Origin of the sequence: Sulfuricurvum sp. (assembly GCF_028688295.1) — a bacterium.
Taxonomy (GTDB): domain Bacteria; phylum Campylobacterota; class Campylobacteria; order Campylobacterales; family Sulfurimonadaceae; genus Sulfuricurvum.
Window position 1 is genome coordinate 15,669 of record NZ_JAQTYM010000013.1, and the last position, 20,044, is coordinate 35,712.

General features: G+C 44.3%; 21 protein-coding genes. 18 read left to right on the forward strand and 3 right to left on the reverse strand.

The features are described from left to right. The first annotated feature begins 64 nt into the window (after positions 1 to 64). The 11 genes from yajC (at position 65) to rlmC (ending at position 13,522) form a co-directional block, all read left to right on the forward strand. Complete coding sequence (gene yajC / locus PHR02_RS04690) at positions 65 to 331, forward strand: preprotein translocase subunit YajC (protein ID WP_299989659.1); 267 nt, start codon at positions 65 to 67, stop codon at positions 329 to 331. After that, positions 321 to 1,886 (forward strand): protein translocase subunit SecD, encoded by a 1,566-nt coding sequence (gene secD, locus PHR02_RS04695; RefSeq protein ID WP_299989662.1) that lies wholly within the window; start codon positions 321 to 323, stop codon positions 1,884 to 1,886. The genes yajC and secD overlap by 11 nt, the downstream gene beginning before the upstream one ends. A 2-nt stretch (positions 1,887 to 1,888) precedes the next feature. Next, on the forward strand, positions 1,889 to 2,860 hold the full coding sequence (gene secF, locus PHR02_RS04700; protein WP_299989665.1) for a protein translocase subunit SecF: 972 nt from the start codon (positions 1,889 to 1,891) through the stop codon (positions 2,858 to 2,860). Positions 2,861 to 2,871: 11 nt separating this feature from the next. Then, entirely contained in the window at positions 2,872 to 3,213 is a 342-nt protein-coding gene (locus tag PHR02_RS04705) for a DUF6394 family protein (protein ID WP_299989667.1), read from the forward strand. 12 nt (positions 3,214 to 3,225) lie between these two features. Next, complete coding sequence (gene leuS, locus PHR02_RS04710; protein ID WP_299989670.1) at positions 3,226 to 5,673, forward strand: leucine--tRNA ligase; 2,448 nt, start codon at positions 3,226 to 3,228, stop codon at positions 5,671 to 5,673. A 4-nt stretch (positions 5,674 to 5,677) separates the two neighbouring features. Further along, the gene (gene lptE, locus PHR02_RS04715; protein ID WP_299989673.1) at positions 5,678 to 6,175 is read left to right on the forward strand and encodes an LPS assembly lipoprotein LptE; all 498 of its coding nucleotides are present in this window, start codon (positions 5,678 to 5,680) and stop codon (positions 6,173 to 6,175) included. Positions 6,176 to 6,185: 10 nt separating this feature from the next. Then, a complete protein-coding gene (locus tag PHR02_RS04720) occupies positions 6,186 to 7,721 on the forward strand; it encodes a GGDEF domain-containing protein (RefSeq protein WP_299989676.1) in 1,536 nt (511 codons plus the stop codon). Continuing rightward, on the forward strand, positions 7,718 to 8,881 hold the full coding sequence (locus PHR02_RS04725) for a Mur ligase family protein (protein ID WP_299989680.1): 1,164 nt from the start codon (positions 7,718 to 7,720) through the stop codon (positions 8,879 to 8,881). The genes PHR02_RS04720 and PHR02_RS04725 overlap by 4 nt, the downstream gene beginning before the upstream one ends. Then, on the forward strand, positions 8,859 to 11,846 hold the full coding sequence (locus PHR02_RS04730; protein WP_299989683.1) for a DEAD/DEAH box helicase: 2,988 nt from the start codon (positions 8,859 to 8,861) through the stop codon (positions 11,844 to 11,846). Before PHR02_RS04725 ends, PHR02_RS04730 begins: the two co-directional genes overlap by 23 nt. Positions 11,847 to 11,928: 82 nt before the next feature. Then, a complete protein-coding gene (locus tag PHR02_RS04735; RefSeq protein ID WP_299989686.1) occupies positions 11,929 to 12,396 on the forward strand; it encodes a CZB domain-containing protein in 468 nt (155 codons plus the stop codon). 7 nt (positions 12,397 to 12,403) lie between these two features. Then, positions 12,404 to 13,522: a 23S rRNA (uracil(747)-C(5))-methyltransferase RlmC gene (gene rlmC, locus PHR02_RS04740; RefSeq protein ID WP_299989688.1), complete on the forward strand. Its 1,119-nt coding sequence runs from the start codon at positions 12,404 to 12,406 to the stop codon at positions 13,520 to 13,522. Here rlmC and PHR02_RS04745 read toward each other — a convergent pair. After that, positions 13,489 to 14,019, reverse strand: coding sequence for a YgjP-like metallopeptidase domain-containing protein (locus tag PHR02_RS04745; RefSeq protein WP_299989691.1), 531 nt, complete (start codon positions 14,017 to 14,019; stop codon positions 13,489 to 13,491). The genes rlmC and PHR02_RS04745 overlap by 34 nt on opposite strands. A gap of 44 nt (positions 14,020 to 14,063) precedes the next feature. Here PHR02_RS04745 and PHR02_RS04750 point away from each other — a divergent pair, with 44 nt between their 5' ends. From PHR02_RS04750 to PHR02_RS04780, 7 genes are all read left to right on the forward strand, one after another. After that, positions 14,064 to 14,645 (forward strand): hypothetical protein, encoded by a 582-nt coding sequence (locus tag PHR02_RS04750; RefSeq protein ID WP_299989693.1) that lies wholly within the window; start codon positions 14,064 to 14,066, stop codon positions 14,643 to 14,645. Then, complete coding sequence (locus PHR02_RS04755) at positions 14,642 to 15,451, forward strand: TIGR00282 family metallophosphoesterase (protein ID WP_299989696.1); 810 nt, start codon at positions 14,642 to 14,644, stop codon at positions 15,449 to 15,451. The genes PHR02_RS04750 and PHR02_RS04755 overlap by 4 nt, the downstream gene beginning before the upstream one ends. Positions 15,452 to 15,462: 11 nt before the next feature. After that, complete coding sequence (locus tag PHR02_RS04760) at positions 15,463 to 16,113, forward strand: 3-methyladenine DNA glycosylase (protein ID WP_299989699.1); 651 nt, start codon at positions 15,463 to 15,465, stop codon at positions 16,111 to 16,113. Between the two features lie 80 nt (positions 16,114 to 16,193). Continuing rightward, positions 16,194 to 16,919 carry a hypothetical protein gene (locus tag PHR02_RS04765; protein ID WP_299989702.1) on the forward strand — a complete coding sequence of 242 codons (726 nt, stop codon included), beginning with the start codon at positions 16,194 to 16,196 and terminating at the stop codon, positions 16,917 to 16,919. 127 nt (positions 16,920 to 17,046) lie between these two features. Beyond that, on the forward strand, positions 17,047 to 17,355 hold the full coding sequence (locus PHR02_RS04770; protein ID WP_299989705.1) for a type II toxin-antitoxin system Phd/YefM family antitoxin: 309 nt from the start codon (positions 17,047 to 17,049) through the stop codon (positions 17,353 to 17,355). Then, positions 17,348 to 17,662 (forward strand): hypothetical protein, encoded by a 315-nt coding sequence (locus PHR02_RS04775; protein ID WP_299989708.1) that lies wholly within the window; start codon positions 17,348 to 17,350, stop codon positions 17,660 to 17,662. Before PHR02_RS04770 ends, PHR02_RS04775 begins: the two co-directional genes overlap by 8 nt. Positions 17,663 to 17,821: 159 nt before the next feature. Further along, positions 17,822 to 19,075 carry a hypothetical protein gene (locus tag PHR02_RS04780; RefSeq protein WP_299989711.1) on the forward strand — a complete coding sequence of 418 codons (1,254 nt, stop codon included), beginning with the start codon at positions 17,822 to 17,824 and terminating at the stop codon, positions 19,073 to 19,075. Here the strand turns inward: PHR02_RS04780 and PHR02_RS04785 are convergent. Continuing rightward, positions 19,072 to 19,815 carry a methyltransferase domain-containing protein gene (locus PHR02_RS04785; protein WP_299989713.1) on the reverse strand — a complete coding sequence of 248 codons (744 nt, stop codon included), beginning with the start codon at positions 19,813 to 19,815 and terminating at the stop codon, positions 19,072 to 19,074. The two genes, PHR02_RS04780 and PHR02_RS04785, sit on opposite strands and share 4 nt — an antisense overlap. 2 nt (positions 19,816 to 19,817) lie before the next feature. Continuing rightward, entirely contained in the window at positions 19,818 to 20,009 is a 192-nt protein-coding gene (locus PHR02_RS04790) for a YwbE family protein (protein ID WP_294870613.1), read from the reverse strand. Positions 20,010 to 20,044: the final 35 nt, after the last annotated feature.

Below are 20,044 nucleotides of genomic sequence, written 5' to 3' on the forward strand. Positions count from 1 at the left end.
AATTATACCTCTGTTAGTCACATTTGAGTATAATGCCCCAATTTTATAGAATCAAGGTAGCGCAATGGAATTCGTTTCTCAAATCCTCCCATTTGTCTTTTTGATCGCGATTATGTACTTCGTGATCATTCGTCCTCAAAACCAACAAGCCAAAAAGCACAAAGAGATGCTAGAAGCCCTTGCAAAAGGGGATAAAGTGGTTACCAGTGGCGGTTTGATCGTGGAGATCAAAAAAGTAGAAGAGGGCTTTTTTGCCGTTAAATTAAATAATGAAACCGAAGTACGTCTTGTCAAAGACGCGGTTGCACGAAAGTACGAGGATGAAGTTTAATTATCGCGTCGTTCTTTTAATTATCGCTACGGTTTTCGGTCTTTTTTTCTCGTATCCTTCGTTTACACAAAGTTCGGAGGGAAAAAAAATCACTCTAGGGCTTGACCTCCAAGGTGGATTGCACATGCTTTTAGGGGTAAAAACTGAAGAAGCGGTGAACTCGCAAATTAAAGCGTTGGCTTCGGGAATGAAGCATTTTGCAGAACATAATGATATCTTGATCGAAGGGTTGAGTGTTCAAGAGGGGAAAGTCGCTTTTGAACTTCTAGACAGTGATGATGCCAAGGCTGTAGATGAACACCTTAAAACACTTGAGGGGACAATTGTCCATGCAAATGAGGGGAAATATAGCGTTTCCATTACCCCAGAAGCGGTCGAAAAACTGAAACTGCAAGCGGTTGATCAAGCGATCGAGACCATTCGAAATCGTCTCGATCAATTCGGTCTCGCTGAACCTACGGTTGCAAAACAAGGGCTTGATAAAATCCTCGTTGAACTACCGGGTATCAAAACCCCTGAAGAAGAGCAACGTGCACGTGAGCTGATTTCTCGTGCTGCCAAACTCGAATTGATGGCAGTGGATGAAGATCGTGCAATGCGTGTGAATGATCTCAGCAATGCAGAGGCGTTAAGTTTCGGGGACGTGATCCTCGAAGATGCTCTTGCCCCTGAGGTTAAGCATTTGGTAAATGAAATCCCTATTTTAGATGGGACGATGCTGACCGATGCTCAAGTCGGATATGATCAAAACAACCGTCCGGTGATCAATTTTTCACTAAACGCTGCCGGCGCACAGATTTTTGGTGACTTTACCGGTAAAAGTGTCGGTAAACGACTCGCCATCGTGTTGGATGGAAAAGTGTACTCTGCTCCGGTGATCAATGAGCGGATCGGTGGAGGATCGGGGCAAATCAGTGGAAACTACAGTGTAGCCGAAGCAAATGATTTAGCAATTGCACTGCGCTCCGGCGCCTTGCTCGCTCCGATTTACATGATGGAAAAACGCTCTGTGGGACCAAGCCTCGGAGCGGATAGCATTAAAGCCAGTATGGTAGCATTGATCGGTGGATTTGTATTGGTCGCTCTCTTTATGATCGTTTATTACGGAGCGGCTGGTGTGGTTGCAAATATCGCACTGGTAGTAAACCTCGCACTGATTCTCGCCGTTATGGCACTCTTTGGGGCGACGTTGACACTTCCGGGGATGGCAGGGATCGTCCTTACCGTCGGTATGGCGGTTGATGCGAATGTCATTATCACCGAACGGATACGTGAATTGATCCGTCAAGGGTATTCAGTGCGTAAAGCGATCGAAGCGGGATACGACAACGCGATGCGGGCAATTTTGGACGCTAATATCACCACATTGATCGCGGCGGTTGTGTTGTATGTGTATGGCACAGGTGCGATCAAAGGGTTTGCAATCACGATCAGTATCGGGATTTTGGCATCGATGCTAACGGCTATTTTGGGGACACACGGGATTTATCAGATGTTGGAAAACCGTATGTCTAAATCAAAAACACCGGGTAAATATTTCGGGATAAAGGGGTAAGTATGGAATTATTTAAAGCTGCCCGCTCAATCCCTTTTATGGGAAAATCGAAAATCGCGATTATTATCTCCATCATAATGGTCTTGGGTTCGTACGCACTTATCGCTACGAAAGGATTTAACTTTGGGATTGATTTTGTCGGCGGGACGATTGTTCAAGTCAAATATGAGGGGACCGCGCCGATTGATGAGATGCGTACACGCCTCAGTGGAAATGCCATGTTTGAAGGCTCTTCCATCAACGAGTTTGGTTCGCCTGATGAAGTTGTCATTCGTCTTAAAAGCAGTTCAGAGAGTGTGACTCAAGATATTGGTGATGCGGTACGTGAGAAATTGGCGGGAACAGGTCAATTTGAAATTCGTCGCGTCGATATCGTTGGGGCAAAAGTTGGGAGTGAACTGCGCGAAAAAGGGATTATGTCTCTCACTCTCGCAATGATCGGGATATTGATTTATGTCGCTTTCCGCTTTGAATGGCGTTTTGCTGTAGCATCGGTTTTGGCATTGGTTCATGATATTTCGATTGCGATGGGGGCTATTGCCCTTATCGGTTTGGATGTTAATCTTGATGTTCTTGCAGCCTTACTGACGGTCTTAGGATATTCGATTAACGATACCATTATTGTTTTTGACCGTATCCGTGAGGGAATTACCGATTCAAAAGAGACGAGTTTAGTAGATATCATCGATGAATCGATTACAAAAACTCTTTCTCGTACAACCTTGACGTCATTAACGACCTTGTTGGTAGTTGTGGTATTGTTTCTTTTTGGCGGAGAGATTATCCACGCCTTTGCGTTTACCTTACTCGTGGGTATCGGCGTCGGAACTTACAGTTCGATTTTTGTTGCATCACCGATTTTACAGTGGTTTGGATTTGATGTGAAGAATTATCGTGCTAAACTCTCACAAAAGGCGGCACGTCAAGCGGAAAAAGAGCGTCTGCGTGCACAGTTTGAGCAAGGTGTAGTTTAAAGGAGTCATTTATGGATTGGGGTAAAGTAGTTTATGTATTTTTCACGCTGATGAGTTTAACCTCTACAGCGGCATTTTTATACGATCATACATCAATCATGTTGTTTATTGCAGCCAGTTTGAACTTGATTTCGACGATTTTGAAATTGGGTGTTCGTAATCTTTTGGCGGCAGAATTACTCGCGGCGTCGTTGGTTGCGGATCTTCATTTGATTCCTGCGTTCATCTATATAGAAGTAGTTGGTAACTTAGGTTGGGCAATGTCATTAGCGATCGGTGCATTGATTGCCAATCTTTTTTCTATCGGGATGGTTTTTATCGAAAGTGCCAAAGCCAAAGAGAATTATGAATAATAGGAGTTTTGTTTGAATTATACCCCTGCATCTATCGAATCCAAATGGCAGAATCTTTGGAGTGCAACCAAAGCATACGAACCTAGTGATGATTTTTCAAAACCAAAAAAATATGTTCTCAGTATGTTCCCTTACCCATCAGGGCGTATCCACATGGGACACGTCCGTAATTACACCATCGGTGATGCCTTTGCCCGCTATTATCGTCAGCAAGGTTTTAATGTTCTCCATCCGATCGGATGGGACAGTTTCGGTATGCCGGCGGAAAATGCGGCGATTAAACACGGCGTTCACCCGAAAAAATGGACCTATGAGAATATCGCGACGATGCGTGGCGAGTTGGCAGGTTTGGGGCTATCGTTTTCAGAAGATAGAGAATTTGCTACTTCGAATCCTGAATATACAGCCTTTGAGCAGGGATTTATCATCGATATGTTCAACAAAGGGTTGCTATATCGTAAGCAAGGATTTCTCAACTGGTGTCCGCACGATTTGACTGTTTTGGCAAATGAGCAAGTGGTTGATGGGGGATGCTGGAGATGTGGGACGGAGATCGTCCAAAAAGAGATGTATCAGTACTACCTAAAAATCAGCGACTATGCTGAAGAACTCCTAGAATCGCTTAAAACCCTAGAGGGGAAATGGCCGAAACAGGTTTTGACGATGCAGGAAAACTGGATCGGTAGATCGTACGGTTTGGAGTTTGCGTTTAAACTAGATTCGGAGAGTGAAGCGCGTTTGGGTGCCGTGTACCAAAGCTTTGATGTTTTCACCACCCGTCCTGATACGATTTATGGGGTGAGTTATGCCGCTCTCGCACCTGAGCATGAAATCGTTCGCCATATGATCTCGTTCGGATTGCTCGATCAAGCGACAACCGATGCGATTAAAGCGATGCAGCGTGTCAGTGCCCGTGATCGTGCCACAAGCCCGAAAGAGGGTGTATCGCTGGGTATCAATGTGATCCATCCTCTCACGGGAGAAAAAGTTCCGGTCTGGGTAGCGAATTTCGTCCTTACCGATTACGGCTCAGGTGCGGTTATGGCGGTTCCTGCCCATGATGATCGCGACTTCGAGTTTGCAACTAAATACGATTTACCGATCAAATCGGTTATTTTCCCTTCAGAGGGGGAATTGCCAACAGGATGTGCGTATACCGAAACGGGAATTTTACGTGATAGTGCAGAGTTTAGCGGTCTGGATAATATCACCGCTAAAGCCTCCATCATGGATCATTTTGAAGCGAATAAGCTCGGTAAAAAAGTGATCAATTTCCGTCTCAAAGATTGGGGGATCAGCCGTCAGCGTTATTGGGGTGCTCCTATTCCGTTGATCCATTGTGAATCGTGCGGAATCGTCCCTGAGGATAAGGCTAACCTCCCCGTGGCACTTCCTGAAGATGTTATCATTAACGGTGAGGGGAACCCGCTCGAACACCATCCGACATGGAAACATTGTGCGTGTCCGAAATGCGGCAAACCTGCACTCCGTGAAACCGATACGATGGATACGTTCATCCAGTCGTCATGGTATTATCTCCGCTATACGGTTAAAAATGATTACAAAGAGGCTTTGGACAAAGAAGCACTAGATTATTGGATGGGAGTTGATCACTACATCGGCGGGATCGAGCATGCGATCTTGCATCTGTTGTATGCGAGATTTTTTACGAAAATGCTTCGTGATTTGGGATACGTAAGCTCAGATGAGCCGTTTGAGCATCTCCTAACTCAGGGGATGGTTCTAAAAGACGGTGCGAAGATGTCGAAATCCAAAGGGAACACCGTCGATCCGGGTGCGTTGGTAGAGAAATATGGTGCCGATACGGCGCGTCTCTTTATCCTTTTCGCCGCTCCTCCGACCCAAGAGTTGGAATGGAACGACAGTGCGGTTGAGGGGGCATATCGATTCCTTAAACGTTTTGCTGATCGTAGCCAATATGTCAATGTTACTAAAGCATTGCCGAGCATCGATCATGCTTCTTTGACCAAAGAGGAAAAAACAGCTCGTAAAAAAGTGTACGAAGCGCTTAAACGTGCCCAAGAGGTTTATGGTGAGCGTCATACGTTTAACACCATGATCGCGGGTGTAATGGAAGCGATGAATGCACTGAACGAGCAAAATAACCGCGATGTCTGGACGGAGGGTTACTGGATTTTGACCTCTGTACTGGAGCCAATCGTTCCTCATATTTGTTGGGAACTCTCAACCGAGTATTTCGGCGGGAAAAATTTCGGTGTTCAAGTGGTACGTGAAGAGGTATTTGAAGTTGATAGCGTAGCTCTCGGTATTTCGATTAACGGTAAAAATCGTGCCACGATCGAAGTGGGTGTTTCGGAGTCTCAAGAAGCGGTGATCGAGATTGCAAAAGCCGCAGTTGAGAAGTGGATTGAGGGAAAAGAGATTGTAAAAGCGATCGTTATTCCCGGTAAACTTGTCAATCTCGTGATAAAAGGCTAAGAGAATGAAATATTGGATACTGAGCGCTTTGATCCTACTCGGTGGATGTGGCTATCAACCTGCAAGCCATTACGCTAAAAATATAGTAGGAGAAAGTGTCAGTACCGAAGTAGTAATTTCAATGGAAGATCCGCAAAATACGGTAATCATTAAAGATGCCGTTGACATGGCGGTGATTACAAAATTTAGGACGTCACTAGTTGCCAAAAATCTTTCTCAAACTCATCTGAAAATTGCTATTTCGGGAGTTGGATTTACCCCTTTGCGCTATGATACTAATGGGTACGTTATTACTTACCGAACTACCGTTTCAATGTCCATTGAGCGTTCAAGAGATAAAAAGAAAGAACTATATTCGACGCATGGAATGTATGATTTTGCGATAGAGCCTAATGCTATCATCAGCGATCAAGCACGTTTTGAAGCGATTCGGCAAGGTGCACAAAAAGGGATCGATTCATTTATCGCTCAAGTAGCCGCTCAGGGTGCGAAGTCGAAATAAAAGGTAGAATATGACCATAAATCAAATTGTTCGTAACACGGTTGAACGGCTAAAAGCAGAGGGGAAAGTATGGACTCCGGATGCTTACAGCGAAACATTTTGTGCAGAAGCGAAAAAAGCAGGATTTGTGGTTGAAGACTGCAGTGGGATTGATCGCTATCTCTCTTTACTTGATAAAAAAACGGCAGAAGAGATTAAATTATACCGCGTTCGAACAACGGCGGAATTGATTCGATTTTTGATCTCAAAACTCAGTCGTATGAATCCTAATGAAGCATCGATATTGGTAGAATTATTGAGCTCTTTGGCGAAACAAATGGCACTAAGCATCGATGCATTACATAATCCAGAGGCTTCCGCACTCGCTAAAAAAACCGTTACTATCCTAGAAACCCAGGGTGGAGCTACGCAAATCGATCTGCTGAAACAAGCATGGATTAATTTTCTCTCTTTGTATGACGATTCATTTTTTATGAAGTTAATCCCTTTTGGTTCCGTTGATGCTACGAATTTACGTCGAACCATTGAAAATCTTAAGTTTCATGAAGGGGTTCCGGAAACTTCAGACTATGTAAAAACGGTTCGCTTACTGGTCTCCTCACTCGTCCCCTCGATTGCTCCGACTATGGATGCTTCAACAATTGAACTTTCCCGAAAATTGCAAAATAACCCTGCCTATGTTGCTACCGCAGAGTGCGAAAAAGAACTGAAAATGGCCATTGCTATGCGGGTCGCTCTCGATAAAGAAAGTGTTGAAGAGATGGTGAGTGCACTGGACATACTTCTCGAAAAACTCTCCGCTCAGTTGATTGAGTTGATTGAACGGAGTGAAAATTCGACTACTGAAATTAGAGAGGTTAAACGCGATCTCGAAGCATTGGAAAATGACAAACCGACTGATTTTAAAACAGCGCATAAACGTCTTTATAAAATTGCCAGTACTTTAGAAGAAAAAGTAGAAGTATTAAGCAAAGATCTAAAAGTCCACAATGAAAAAGTGACCCAGATGGGGAAAAAGATTACGATGCTAGAAGAGGAATTAGCACAAGCCACCCAAGCATCACGTGAAGATTTTTTAACCAAATTATTTAATAAACGGGCAATTGAAGAGTATCTTAAAATCAAAGAAGCTGAATTTGAGCGACACGGGCGCAGTTTTTGTGTTGCAATGCTTGACTTGGATTATTTTAAAGCGGTAAATGATACCTATGGGCATGATGCGGGAGATGCAGTTTTGCTCGCCTTTTCTAAAATTCTCAAAGAAGAGGCACGTACCAGTGATATTGTTGGGCGTTATGGAGGGGAAGAGTTTCTCGCAATTTTAGGAGATACCGAACTCTCCGGTGCGAGAGTATTTTGTGAAAAAGTACGTAATCATGTTGAGCAAGCTCATTTTATGTATCAAGGGCAGCGTATCAGTGTCAGTGTCAGTATAGGTGTGGCTGGGCGTAGTGATTACCCCTCTTTGAAAGCTTTGGTGAACGGGGCAGATGAGCGGCTTTATGATGCCAAACGTAAAGGGCGAAATCGCGTAGAGCCCGCATGAATTTAGACGATTTCCTCTCCGCAAAACCTCTTTTTTACGATGTGATCGATTACGAGCGCTTTCCTAGCGCGTATCGACAGATCAAACACTCTTTAGCGATCCCAAAAACAATTCACCTCGTCGGAACCAACGGCAAAGGCTCAACAGGGCGTTTTTTGGCAACTGCACTGCACCGTGCAGGGCAAAAGATCGGGCATTACACCTCGCCTCATATTTTGCGATTTAACGAGAGGATATGGTTGGACGGCTCTGAAGTGAGTGATGATGTTTTAGAATGTGCCCATCAGAAGCTTTTATCTCTATTATCCACGGCAATCGCACAGTCGTTGAGCTATTTTGAATATACGACACTCTTGGCGATGGTGGTGTATGAGGGGTGCGATTACGTCGTATGTGAGGCGGGTTTGGGCGGTGAGCATGATGCGACTGCTGTTTTTGATAAGGTTCTGAGTATTTTTACCCCGATCGATTTTGATCATGCGGCGTTTTTGGGCACGTCGATCGATTCTATTGCGACGACGAAACTGCGAAGTATGCACTCTATCGCTTTGTTGGGAAGACAAAAAGACTCCGAAGTGGAGTCGATAGCTCGCCGCATTGCAGAGGCAAAAGGGTGCACGCTTTATACCTTAGCGGAGCGTTTGACTCCACGTATCGAAGAGATGGCATTGCAACTTGCCATGAAAAATGGTCTCAGCGATTATTTACGTGATAATCTGACATTGGCGATGGCGGCGTATGAGATATTGGGATATGAAGCAACGGAAGCGCTGTTTGATCAGAGTGCGTTGTTTGGGAGATTGAGTAAAGTAGCCACCAATATTACCCTCGATGTGGGGCATAATGCCCTTGCGGCAGAGTCGATTGCTAATGCCTATACTGGGAAAAAAGTAACCTTGATTTATAACACCTATGGGGATAAAGATTACCGCGAGATTTTGAGTATATTAGCACCCATCATTGAATCGGTTGAGATCATCGAGGTGAGTGAGGGGCGGATTGTTGAGCGTCATTTGCTTGAATCTGTTTTACGTGAGGCAGAAATACCGTTTAGTCTATTTGATGCACTCCATGAAGATAAAGAATATTTGGTTTTCGGCTCGTTCAGCGTCGCCGAAACGTTTTTAAAGAGGATAAATGTCACAAGCACGATGGTATGAGTACCTAAAAAACAACCCGAAAAATCGCCCTGAAATTCTCCTCTGCGAGGATGCTAAAGAGGCGTCGGAACTGAGCGATGTTTCGACCTTTTTAGAGGTACCCCATATCGTATTACCCGATTTTCGTGCAACCTATATGGACGACTTACGCCCGTTTTCTGAGGAGCTTTTTGCCCTCTTTGCCGCACTTCGTACCTATCATACGTCGTCCAAAAAACCGCTGATTATAGCACCTCTTAAAACCCTTCTTTTTCCAATGCCCGATCCCTCACTGCTTCAAAGCGAGACGATTGAATTCGCTTCACGGATTGATTTGGGTGCGTTTAAAGAGAAGCTGATCCACTGGGGATACACCTTTGTCGATATGGTGGAAATGGAGGGGGAGGTATCCCATCGCGGTGACATCCTCGACATCTATGTCCCTAACCAAAGCAACCCGTACCGTATCAGCTTGTTTGATGATGAGGTCGAAGAGATCAAAGTCTTCGATGTCGAAACCCAGCGTACCGACAAAGAAGAGTTAGCGAGTATTGAGGTGACGAGCGCCTTTTTCTCCCTCGATGCACAGCAGTACAAACATTTCGAAAAAGCGATAGCTCAGGCGCAAAGCGACAGTTTTGTGAAAGACATCGCTTCGCTCGGTTTTTGGGTATTGGGAGAACACGGAGTCGATTTGTGTGAAGGGAAGAGGGTTGCGCGTATCCGTGAGATGAAAAGCGTCCTCGATGAAGCGTACGGTCTTAATCAGCCTGTATTGCCACGCGAACGATTGGAAGTCGACATCCTCCCTGAATCTGAAAAATACACTCCGTTAGGAGGTGGAAATTTCGAGACTCTTAGAAGTGTCCATAAAGCTAAAAAATTCACCCTGATCGCCGCGAGCGATACGCAGCTCAAAGCGGCGGGGATTTTTGATATTAAGGGAATCACGGTAAAAACATCAGGGATCGTCCTCAACCTGATCGGCCCTGATGAGATCATATTCTCCCTTAACCGCCATGAGAAAAAACGGCGTCGCCGTCGTACTTCCATTCTACTCGATGATCTGAAAGTAGGGGACTACGTCGTCCACGAAGAGTACGGAGTGGGGATATTTGTCGGGATCGAGCAGGCGGAGATTCTAGGCGGGATCAAAGACCTTGTCGTCATCAAATACATGGGGGATGACAAACTTCTCCTCCCCGTCGAAAATCTCGATGCGATTGATCGCTATATCGCCTCAGGTAGCCTTCCTGTCCTCGATCGTCTAGGCAAAGGGAGCTTTGGTAAACTCAAAGAATCGGTCAAAGCGCGACTGTTCGAGATCGCTTCGGAGATTGTGGGGATCGCGGCGAGCCGTGCCCTGATCAAAGCATCCGTCATTAACGTCGATGCGGGGGAACTGCGTCGTTTCCAAGCAGAATCAGGATTCGATTATACTCCTGACCAAGCGAGTGCGATTAGCTCCATCGTCCGTGATCTCTCTTCGGGGCAGATTATGGATCGTTTGCTCAGTGGGGACGTCGGATTCGGGAAAACAGAGGTGGCGATGAACGCCATTTTTACCGCCGCAAAGGGGGGATACCAATCGCTCCTCGTCGTTCCGACAACTTTGCTCAGCTCTCAGCACTTCCAGTCGCTCAAAGCCCGTCTCGCACCGTTTGGACTTCGTGTCGCGAAATTGGATCGATTCGTCAGTACCAAAGAGAAAAATGCGACACTGCGAGCACTCGAAGCGGGGGAGCTTGATTGCGTCGTCGGAACCCATGCCCTATTTGGGGTGAGCTGTGCGAAGCTGGGGATTGTGATCATCGATGAAGAGCATAAATTCGGGGTAAAACAAAAAGAGAAACTCAAATCGCTCTATGAGAACGTCCATCTCCTCAGCATGAGTGCGACGCCGATCCCGCGAAGCCTCAACCAAGCCCTAAGCTCGATCAAAACGATGTCTGAGCTCCTCACCCCTCCAAGTGAGCGTTTAGGGGTACGGACGTTTGTGAAAAACTACGACGAAAAACTGATCAAAGAGGTGATTTTGCGCGAACTTCGTCGCGGCGGTCAAGTGTTCTACGTCCACAACTCGATCGATTCGATGATTATCAAATCGGGGGAACTCAAAGCGATCCTCCCAGAATTGCGTATTCTCATCCTCCATTCTCAGATCAGCGCGACCCAAACCGAAGAGGAACTGGCGAAGTTTGCCGATCGCCAATACGATGTACTCCTTGCCACCTCGATCATCGAATCGGGGATTCATATGCCCACCGTCAACACGATGATCATCGACGGGGCGGATCGCTTCGGAATGGCGGATCTGCATCAGCTTCGCGGTCGTGTCGGACGGGGGCATATCGAGGGGTATGCGTACTTCATCGTCGATGACAAAGACCACCTCACCGAAGAGGCAAAAAAACGGCTCGTGGCGTTAGAGTCGAACTCTTTCTTAGGCTCAGGTTCGATGTTGGCGTACCACGATCTCGAAATTCGCGGAGGGGGAAATCTCGTCGGTGATGCCCAAAGCGGTCATATCAAAAATATCGGATACGCTCTTTATCTGCGGATGTTAGAGGATGCGATCAAAATTCTCACCAATCAATCGACCGCCGTTCGTGCCAAAGTGGATATCAAACTCACCGTAAGCGCCTTTATCAGCGATGAGATCGTGAGTGAAGATCGTCTTAGACTTGAGCTCTATCGCCGCCTCAGTCAGTGTGAATCTCCGAGTGATATTTATGAGATTGAAGAGGAGGTGGGAGATCGTTTCGGCAAACCTGATACGCCGACGAAACAGTTTTTTGAGATCATGGTAATCAAACTCCTCTGTATCGAGAAGAAAATCAAAATGGTGAGCAACTACAATCAAAACATTACGATTGAGTATACAAGCGGTATGAAAGAGACATTACAAAGCAAAAGTAAAGACGATGATGATTTGATTGGTACAGTTTTGAACTATCTACGTACACTAAAACCAAAAAATGGCTAGAAATTTTATCGAATCAATAGCTATATAACGTATTTGTTCGTATTTTAGATGTATAATTTATCAACTGATCTGAGGGAAAACGATGGATAAATCGGTAACATTACAACTGTTGGGAGATGCGAAAAAAGCCCATGTAAAATGGGTGCAGCGTGCAAAGCTGTTAATTGAAGGGCTGCCGATAGATGAAGGTGCTATCCCTTTGAGTTGTACCGATTGTAATTTCGGTCAATGGTTTTATGGTGAAGGACAAAAACTCAATGCATTAGGCAATATGTCATGTTTAGGCGATATTGAGAAGGCACACTTTACACTTCATGATCAATACATGAATATTTTTAAAATCTATTTTGCAGATAATGATCGTTCGTTTTTTTCAAAATTGTTTAGCTCTAAAAAAAAGGTCACTGAAGAAGAAAAAGAGATGGCAAAAGAGCATTTTAGAAAACTTCAAGCTGCCTCAGATGAAGTTCTGGATCATCTTGGAAGACTGGAACGCCGATTATATGCAATCCCTCAAAGCTCTTTTGATTCCAGTGAAACAGGTCTTTAGCGTTTAGATGAGTTTTTGCTCCTATTTTGATACGTATCAATGTCGTTCATGTGGATGGATCGACTACCATTATGCCGAACAGTTGAAACTCAAAAGTGATCATCTTCATACTCTTTTAAATACCTATCAACCGCGTGATTGGCTCAAACCTGCTACCTCAACGCTCAAAGGTTTCCGCAATAAAGCTAAAATGGTGGCTACCCCGACACCGGAGGGGATAGTTCTCGGACTCTGTGAAGAGGTAAGCCTGATTGAGTGTTCATTGTACGATTTGAGCATGCAAAAAGCTTTACACACCATCCAAGAGTGGCTTCGAGAATTAAAAATCAAAGGGTACGATGTCAAAAAGAAAAAAGGGGAACTAAAGTACGTTCTTCTTAGCCGCAGTAAAGCTAATGGCTCGATGATGCTCCGTTTTGTATTGCGATCACATGGAATTATTGCAAGATTAGAGAATGCTCTTGGTGATTTACAACAACGTGTTCCGGAGCTCAAAGTAATTACTGCGAATATACAGCCCGTACACATGGCGATTTTAGAGGGGGATGAGGAGATCTTTTTCACCGAAGCACGTCGTCTCGAAGAGCGGTTCAACGGTATCCCCCTCTATATCCGTCCTAAAAGTTTTTTTCAAACCAATCCCGAAGTTGCCGAAAAGCTCTACCGCACGGCAAGCGAGTGGGCAGGTGAGAGTAAACCGAAGATTTTATGGGATCTGTTTTGCGGGGTAGGGGGATTTGCTCTGCATTGTGCCGCGCCGGATCGTCATATCATCGGAATCGAGATCGAACCTGAGGCGATAGAGTGTGCCCGTGATTCAGCTACACAGTTAGAGATGAAAAATCTCCGTTTCGAATCTCTTGATGCAGCGAGTTTCGGAGCAACGGCGGGAGAGAAGCCTGATGTGATTATCGTTAATCCCCCTCGGCGAGGATTGGGTGAACAGATATGCAAATGGCTAATGCGTGTAGGAACGGATCGTATACTCTATTCGAGCTGTAATGCAACGAGTTTAGCCAAAGATCTTGAAATCCTTGGTGGATACAGTGTAAATCGGGTTCAGCTTTTCGATATGTTCCCCCACACTGCCCACTATGAGGTTTTGGTGGAACTGGTACGAGAGTAAATATCTCCAAAACACTCAATTTGTGTCAAATAGAGTCTAACCTCAAATTCGAGCTGATGATAGTCCGGTTCGATATGGGTGCAAAGTTTATAAAACGCTTTATTGTGCTCTTTCTCTTTGAGATGGGCAAGTTCATGGGTTACGATCATCCGTAAAAACGGTTCAGGTACTTTTTTAAATATATGGGAGATTCGAATCTCATTTTTCGCTTTGAGCTTCCCACCCTGTACCCGTGAGACGAAGGTATGAGTTCCGAGCGCGGAACTGAGATCACGGATCTTGGTGTCATAAAGAACCTTGGAGATTACGCCAGAACTGCGAAAATGGGTGTTTTTAATGGCCATAACGTACTCATAGAGGCTTTTATCTGTGTTGAGTGTATGGGTATCGGGATATTTGAGTAAAAGGCGCTCGCCAAGGGTATCCGTATCGATCAGTTTTTTTACCTGCGTCCGTATCTCTTGGCTGTAGTGGGTCAAATATTTAAGTGATTGCATACGCAATTGTAGTATAGTTACACAACATAATGCAAAGGTTCGGGATGGAACATCAAAAGATCGACGAACTCGTCGCTAAGATCAAAGCACTCGAATCGGAGCTGGAAGCGGAACTGCACCAAGAGTATGAGAAATTTACCTGCGAAATAACGAAAAAACGGGAGGAACTTCTCGCCTCTTATCGAAAAGAACACCAAGGGTTATTACGCTATTTGGCGACGACACCGATGTTGCATCTGCTGAGTGCACCCATAATTTGGGCGGTTATCATCCCTGCCATTATTCTTGACGCATTTGTAAGTGTCTATCAGTGGATCTGTTTTCCGATCTATAAGATCACCAAAGTCAAACGACAGGACTACATTATCTTCGATCGTCATAGGCTCGGCTATCTCAACAGCATCGAAAAACTAAACTGTCTCTATTGCAGTTATTTCAACGGATTGATGGGGTACATTAGCGAGATTGCCGGTCGAACCGAACAATACTGGTGCCCGATACGCCATGCATCGCGGGTCAAATTTATGCACAACAATTACAAAAAATTTTTCGATTATGGAGACAGTGAGAACTTTCGTCAAAGAAGCGCAGAGCTTAGAGAGGATCTCAAAGAGGAGAAAGAGTGAAAATAGCGTTTATCGGAGATATCGTCGGCCGTCCGGGACGGACGATGATAAAAGAACACCTTACAAAGCTTAGACGTGAACACGAAATTGATTTCGTCATTGCCAACTATGAAAATGCTTCGCACGGTTTCGGGGTGACACTCAAAAATGCCCAAGAGTTGATCGGAATGGGGATTGACTGTATGAGCGGTGGGAACCATACGTGGGATAAAAAAGATATTCTTCCGCTATTGGAGACATTGCCTCTTTTGCGTCCGCATAACTACCCTGAAGGGGTCAAAGGGACAGGCTGCAAGGTTTTCGACGTTGCAGGAGAAAAACTCGCTGTCCTCAATATTATGGGACACTACGGAATGCCGTACGTCGATAACGCGTTTCGATGTGCTCGTGACACCGTTGCAAGTCTCAAAAATGACGGGATCGATCATATCTTCCTCGATTTCCATGCCGAAGCCTCCAGCGAGAAGCGTGCGATGATGATGCTCCTTCAGGGAGAGGTGAGCGGTATTATCGGAACCCATACCCACGTCGGAAGTGATGATTTTCAGATTGCCAAAGGGACGGCGTATCTCACCGACATCGGTTTGAGCGGGTGTCGCGACAACGTCATCGGGATGGATTCGAAAGTTCCGTTAGAGCGATTTATCACGGGAGTATCGGGACGGTTCGAAGTGCCTGAAAAATGCCGCAAGATTCTCCAAATTGCTATAATGACATTCGATGAGGGGAAATGCACCGAAGCATTCAAACTCAAAATATTTGATGACGGCAGAGTATTCCGCACCGATGCGTGGTGCGAGGAATAAAAGGAGTAGAGATGGAACTTTCCGATTCTTTCGAACTTTTCAGTGCATTGGAGGGCCTTAAACTCTTAGAGGAGTCTCCTCCGCTATGGTGGCCTGCCTATGGTACTTTTGAAGTGGTAGTCGGTGCTATCCTCACCCAAAACACCCAATGGTCACGTGTTCAAATCTCCCTCGATAACCTCCGTATCAAAGAGTTTCTCGCCCTTCATGTCTTAGCCCATTGCGATATCGAGGAGCTAATGGAACTGATCCGACCCAGCGGTTTGTTCAAAGCCAAAGCCCAGAGCCTCATCCGCCTCTCTTCCGCTATTATTGATGATTTCGGCGATTTCGAGACCTTTGCCCTCAGTGTTGATCGAGAGTGGCTGTTATCTCAAAAAGGGATCGGCCCTGAGACAGCGGACAGCATCCTCTGCTACGCCTGCGCCCGTCCCGCGATGGTCGTCGATAGCTACACGGCGCGGCTGTTAAATGCGTTCGGATATGAGTTCGAGAGTTACGATGAGTTGCAGGAGTGGTGCGAAGAGGGAATCAGAGGTTATTTCGATACCGTTCAGCTCCCTGCCGCTTACGCGCGCTTTCATGGGATGATAGTGGAGTATGTGAAGAGCAATAGCAAGGGGAAAGTGGTGAACATCGAATTTATAAATTCAATTATGTAACATATAAGCCTGATTCGATTTTACATTCGTATGCCAAAAATGTACAATTTTCTCAGATAAGAGATTTGAAAAGGAAAGATATGAATGATAGAACATTAAAAGAAGCCGAAGAAGTTCTTGGAAAACCATTTCTCCCAGATTTCTCAGAGTATACGAGAAAGATACGAAATTATGTAATGGTAATTGGAAGCATTTCTATAGTGATGATTTTAAACCATCTGAATTTATCAGGTGAGGTTACATTACTTGGATTGAAATTTCAGAATATGGATATGAAGATCATATATCAAATACTTTTAGCTACTGAAATTTACTTCTTATTACATTTCATGTGGCTTGCAATCGACAATTTTTTTGCGTGGAGATTACGGTTTAGCGGTACACATAAAATCTATGGAGGTGGGTTTGCTTTAGGAGGAGGTGCAGATAGTTTACCTGACCCATCTCAAACAACTTTATATTTTTGGTGGTCGAGGGAAGCTCATACTTTATCTAACACTCAAAATGAGATTGCAAAAATAACAAGTGGTATTGCAAAATTAGAAGAAAAGCTTGATAAGCATGATTTAGATGAACTTAATAAACATATTAAAACTTTGAACACTACTTTTACAAAAACAGCAGAAATTGTTTCAAGTACTCGTATTCCTGACTCTCTTATACTTTATAACAATTGGTTTAAATATTTTCATAACGTGCAAGGATGGCGTTGGATTATTATTGAATTAGCCTTACCAATAGCAATAGGGGGTTGGTCTATTTTTTTACTATGTCAAAAATATTGTCTTATCAAAATATTTCTTTAACCCGTCCAACTTCCCTACTTTTCTTATGAAAAAGAAAAGGAGAATAAAGCTATCTTTAAATAACGAGTGCTAAAATACGTGTATTAATACGGATTTTAACGAGTGTTTATCCGGAATGGGGAAAAAGATGAGAATAGCATACACACAAGATGAACTCGTAGGGACAACTGAATTGGCAAAAAGTTTTGGTGGTTTTATCGATAAAGTGGTTGATAAAACATTAGAAAAAATTGCGATTGTACGACACAATAAACCCGAAGCCGTCATTCTTCCAATTGCTGAATATGAACGGATGAAAGAGATTTCCGATCTCGTAGAAGATATGGAGATTGCGGCGATGATTGCAGAGCGTGACCCTGATGGGACACGCAAAGGGACAATTTCTCTCGATGAATATCGCGCTACTCGTGCGGCAAGAGGAAAAAAAGTTGTTTGAAATCGTCCTCTTTCCTGAAGTTGTGGCAGATCTTGATCTGCTGAATGATGATGTGTATGCAGAGGTAGATCACTATTTTGAGCGGCTCAAAATAAATCCTCTCGCGTGTAGTCTTCCCCTTCACGACTTAGATGGAAGAGACCTTCGCGGATATCGAAAAATATATGTTGCCAACGCAACGTATCGCATTATTATCAAAGTCGAGCAAGGGGTAACAAAAATTGTGGAAGTTGTAGCCGTAGGCGAACGCAACCGTATGAAAGTCTATACGGATGCTTTTGCACGGATATTATCTCGGCAGAAGTAAGTCAAAACACCTCTTTAACCCGTCCCACTTCCCCACTTTTCTCTTTAGCGGAAAAGTAGCAAAAGAGCATACTGCGATCCAAGAACGCTCGTTCCTCACTTTTATCCTATTAAGATAAGATACCTCTCATATTACGCGAGCAAATTATCAGGAGTCTATGTGGTTAAATTTTTTGTTATGGCGCCTATTTTTATCGATTACAACGGCGATTTGGTAGAAGAAAATTTGGTAGTTTTTTCTTCTGGGAATAAAAAAACCGTTGAAACGATCGTGACGGGTGCAGGATTAAAAAAATTTTCCTCAGAAGTATTTCATTACCACGCCAATCAGCAAGAAGTTTTAAATATCGCTAATGCGTTGGCGCAAGAGCGAAACCTCTACCCGTACTATCTGGAAATATCACACAAGAGTACAGCTGAAATATCAACGGTTGCTTCATTGATTGTGGATGACAATTTGAAGTTTTTGGTGGCATTTGAGATCGAATGTACCGGATATACGGATGCAGGAGAGTTTATTTACGAATCTCTGAAAAACAGGTCTCCGATTGAAAATCTTGGCTTGAGCGGATGGTGTGATGAGGTTTTAGCCAAAGCAAAAACTGTCGTTTTGGATATTATGGGGCAATGTGCAAAATCGATAGGTGTATCAGCCCCTCTGGGGGCATCGTTCGTCCTCGATTCGTTTTATCCGCTGGTGATATCTGATGAAGCGGCACAGATAGACATGTCGGAACTTTTCAGTAATGAGGAGAGCAGTGCTGAGCAGAGTCATTCCACACTTGGCGGTGATAATAAAGAGGCTTTTGTCCGTATCGGGTGGAACTATGGGCTCTCTTTGGGTCTTAACGATGCAACGGCAAATCTAAAAATAATCAGTTTTTTACTTTTTTTACAGAGTTATTATTATCAAATGCGGTTTTTTAAACTTTATTTTTTGAACAAACTCGAAGATTTGATTGTCCAAAAAGAGATATCCAAGACGGAGAGCGAGACTTTTGCCCGATTAAAGCTCTCATATCACAAATTTACCCTCCATTTTATGAACTACAAAACCGGACTGAATCCAAAGTATTATTCGGAATTTGAAAAAGTCGAATTGCTGTGGCATTTGAAAGACGATATGAAAATTATCGATCGCGCTTTTGAGATACAAAATGAGCGAGCCGATAAACTCTATCAGGCAACCGTAGAAAAAGACAACGATACCCAAAATCTCGCTCTCAAGCTAATCACGGTACTGCAAATATTCGGTATCTACAGTATCTATTATGACGGACTACAGTTGTCGAAAGAACCGATTTCCTACTTTAAGGGGGCGACACTCCTAGCCGTTATCTTGAGTGTCGTGATCGTGGCGCTGCTGTGGAAAAACGGGTTCAAAGCGGTGTTTGCGAATAAGAAGCGCGATTAAGAGGGGATACCGGAGAGAAAGATGATCTGGTCTCTGAACTCGATCATCTCTTGGTCTGCATGGATGGATTCTAACTGTGATATCCCCTTTGAAATCTCTTCATCGGTAAAGTTTTGCAGATTAGACATAAACCGGTTTCGCAGCATCCCGTACCATCGCTCTTTGGGCATACTAAAGACAAACTCCTCTGTTATCGAGGTAGGGTTGATTCCGGCTTCGAGCAGCTCTTTTTTCATCGATTCAAGTGCGGGTTGTCCCTGTGCAAACGTTTCGAGTGCTGCTGCAAAAAATGGCAACGGGGTATTTTTCGGACGGGTGACGATTAACAGTTTCCCCTTTTCACTCAGCTGACGACGGATTCCTTCAAAAAGTGTTTTACGTTCATCTACAAAATGAACCATCTCTTTGAGTAGTATTTTGTCATAGCGGATATCGCGTTCGGAAAACGATAACGCATCAGCGCAGACAGGTTCGAGGTTATCGCTTTGTTGTATCTGGGAGAGCATATTTTCTGAGGGTTCTACGCACAGCGGTTTGTTATGAAGGTCCGCTTTTTTAGCGATGAGTTTGGTGTAAAATCCCGTTCCGCCCCCAAGATCGACGAATCGATCATCGGGCATTAAATTCAAAGTGGAGACAATAGTCGTACTCATCCAGTTTTGATACTCGGGTGTCATCTGCCAAAGGCCGTTAAATTCATCGGCAATGCTGTCAAAATGGTTCTCTTTTTGTACGTTCATCTTTAAAACACCTCTTTGACTCGTCCCACTTCTCCGCTCATGAGGCGTACTTTTATTCCGTGCGGATGATTCGGTGATTTGGTGAGGATGTCACGAACGACCCCCTCTGTGAGTCTCCCCGTAGATTGATCCTCTTTGAGGACGATGCTCACCCGTTTTCCTGACATGATATTTTTACGTTCTTTACCGTCCATAGTTGATCCTTTTTCTTATGGATGCAATGATAGCG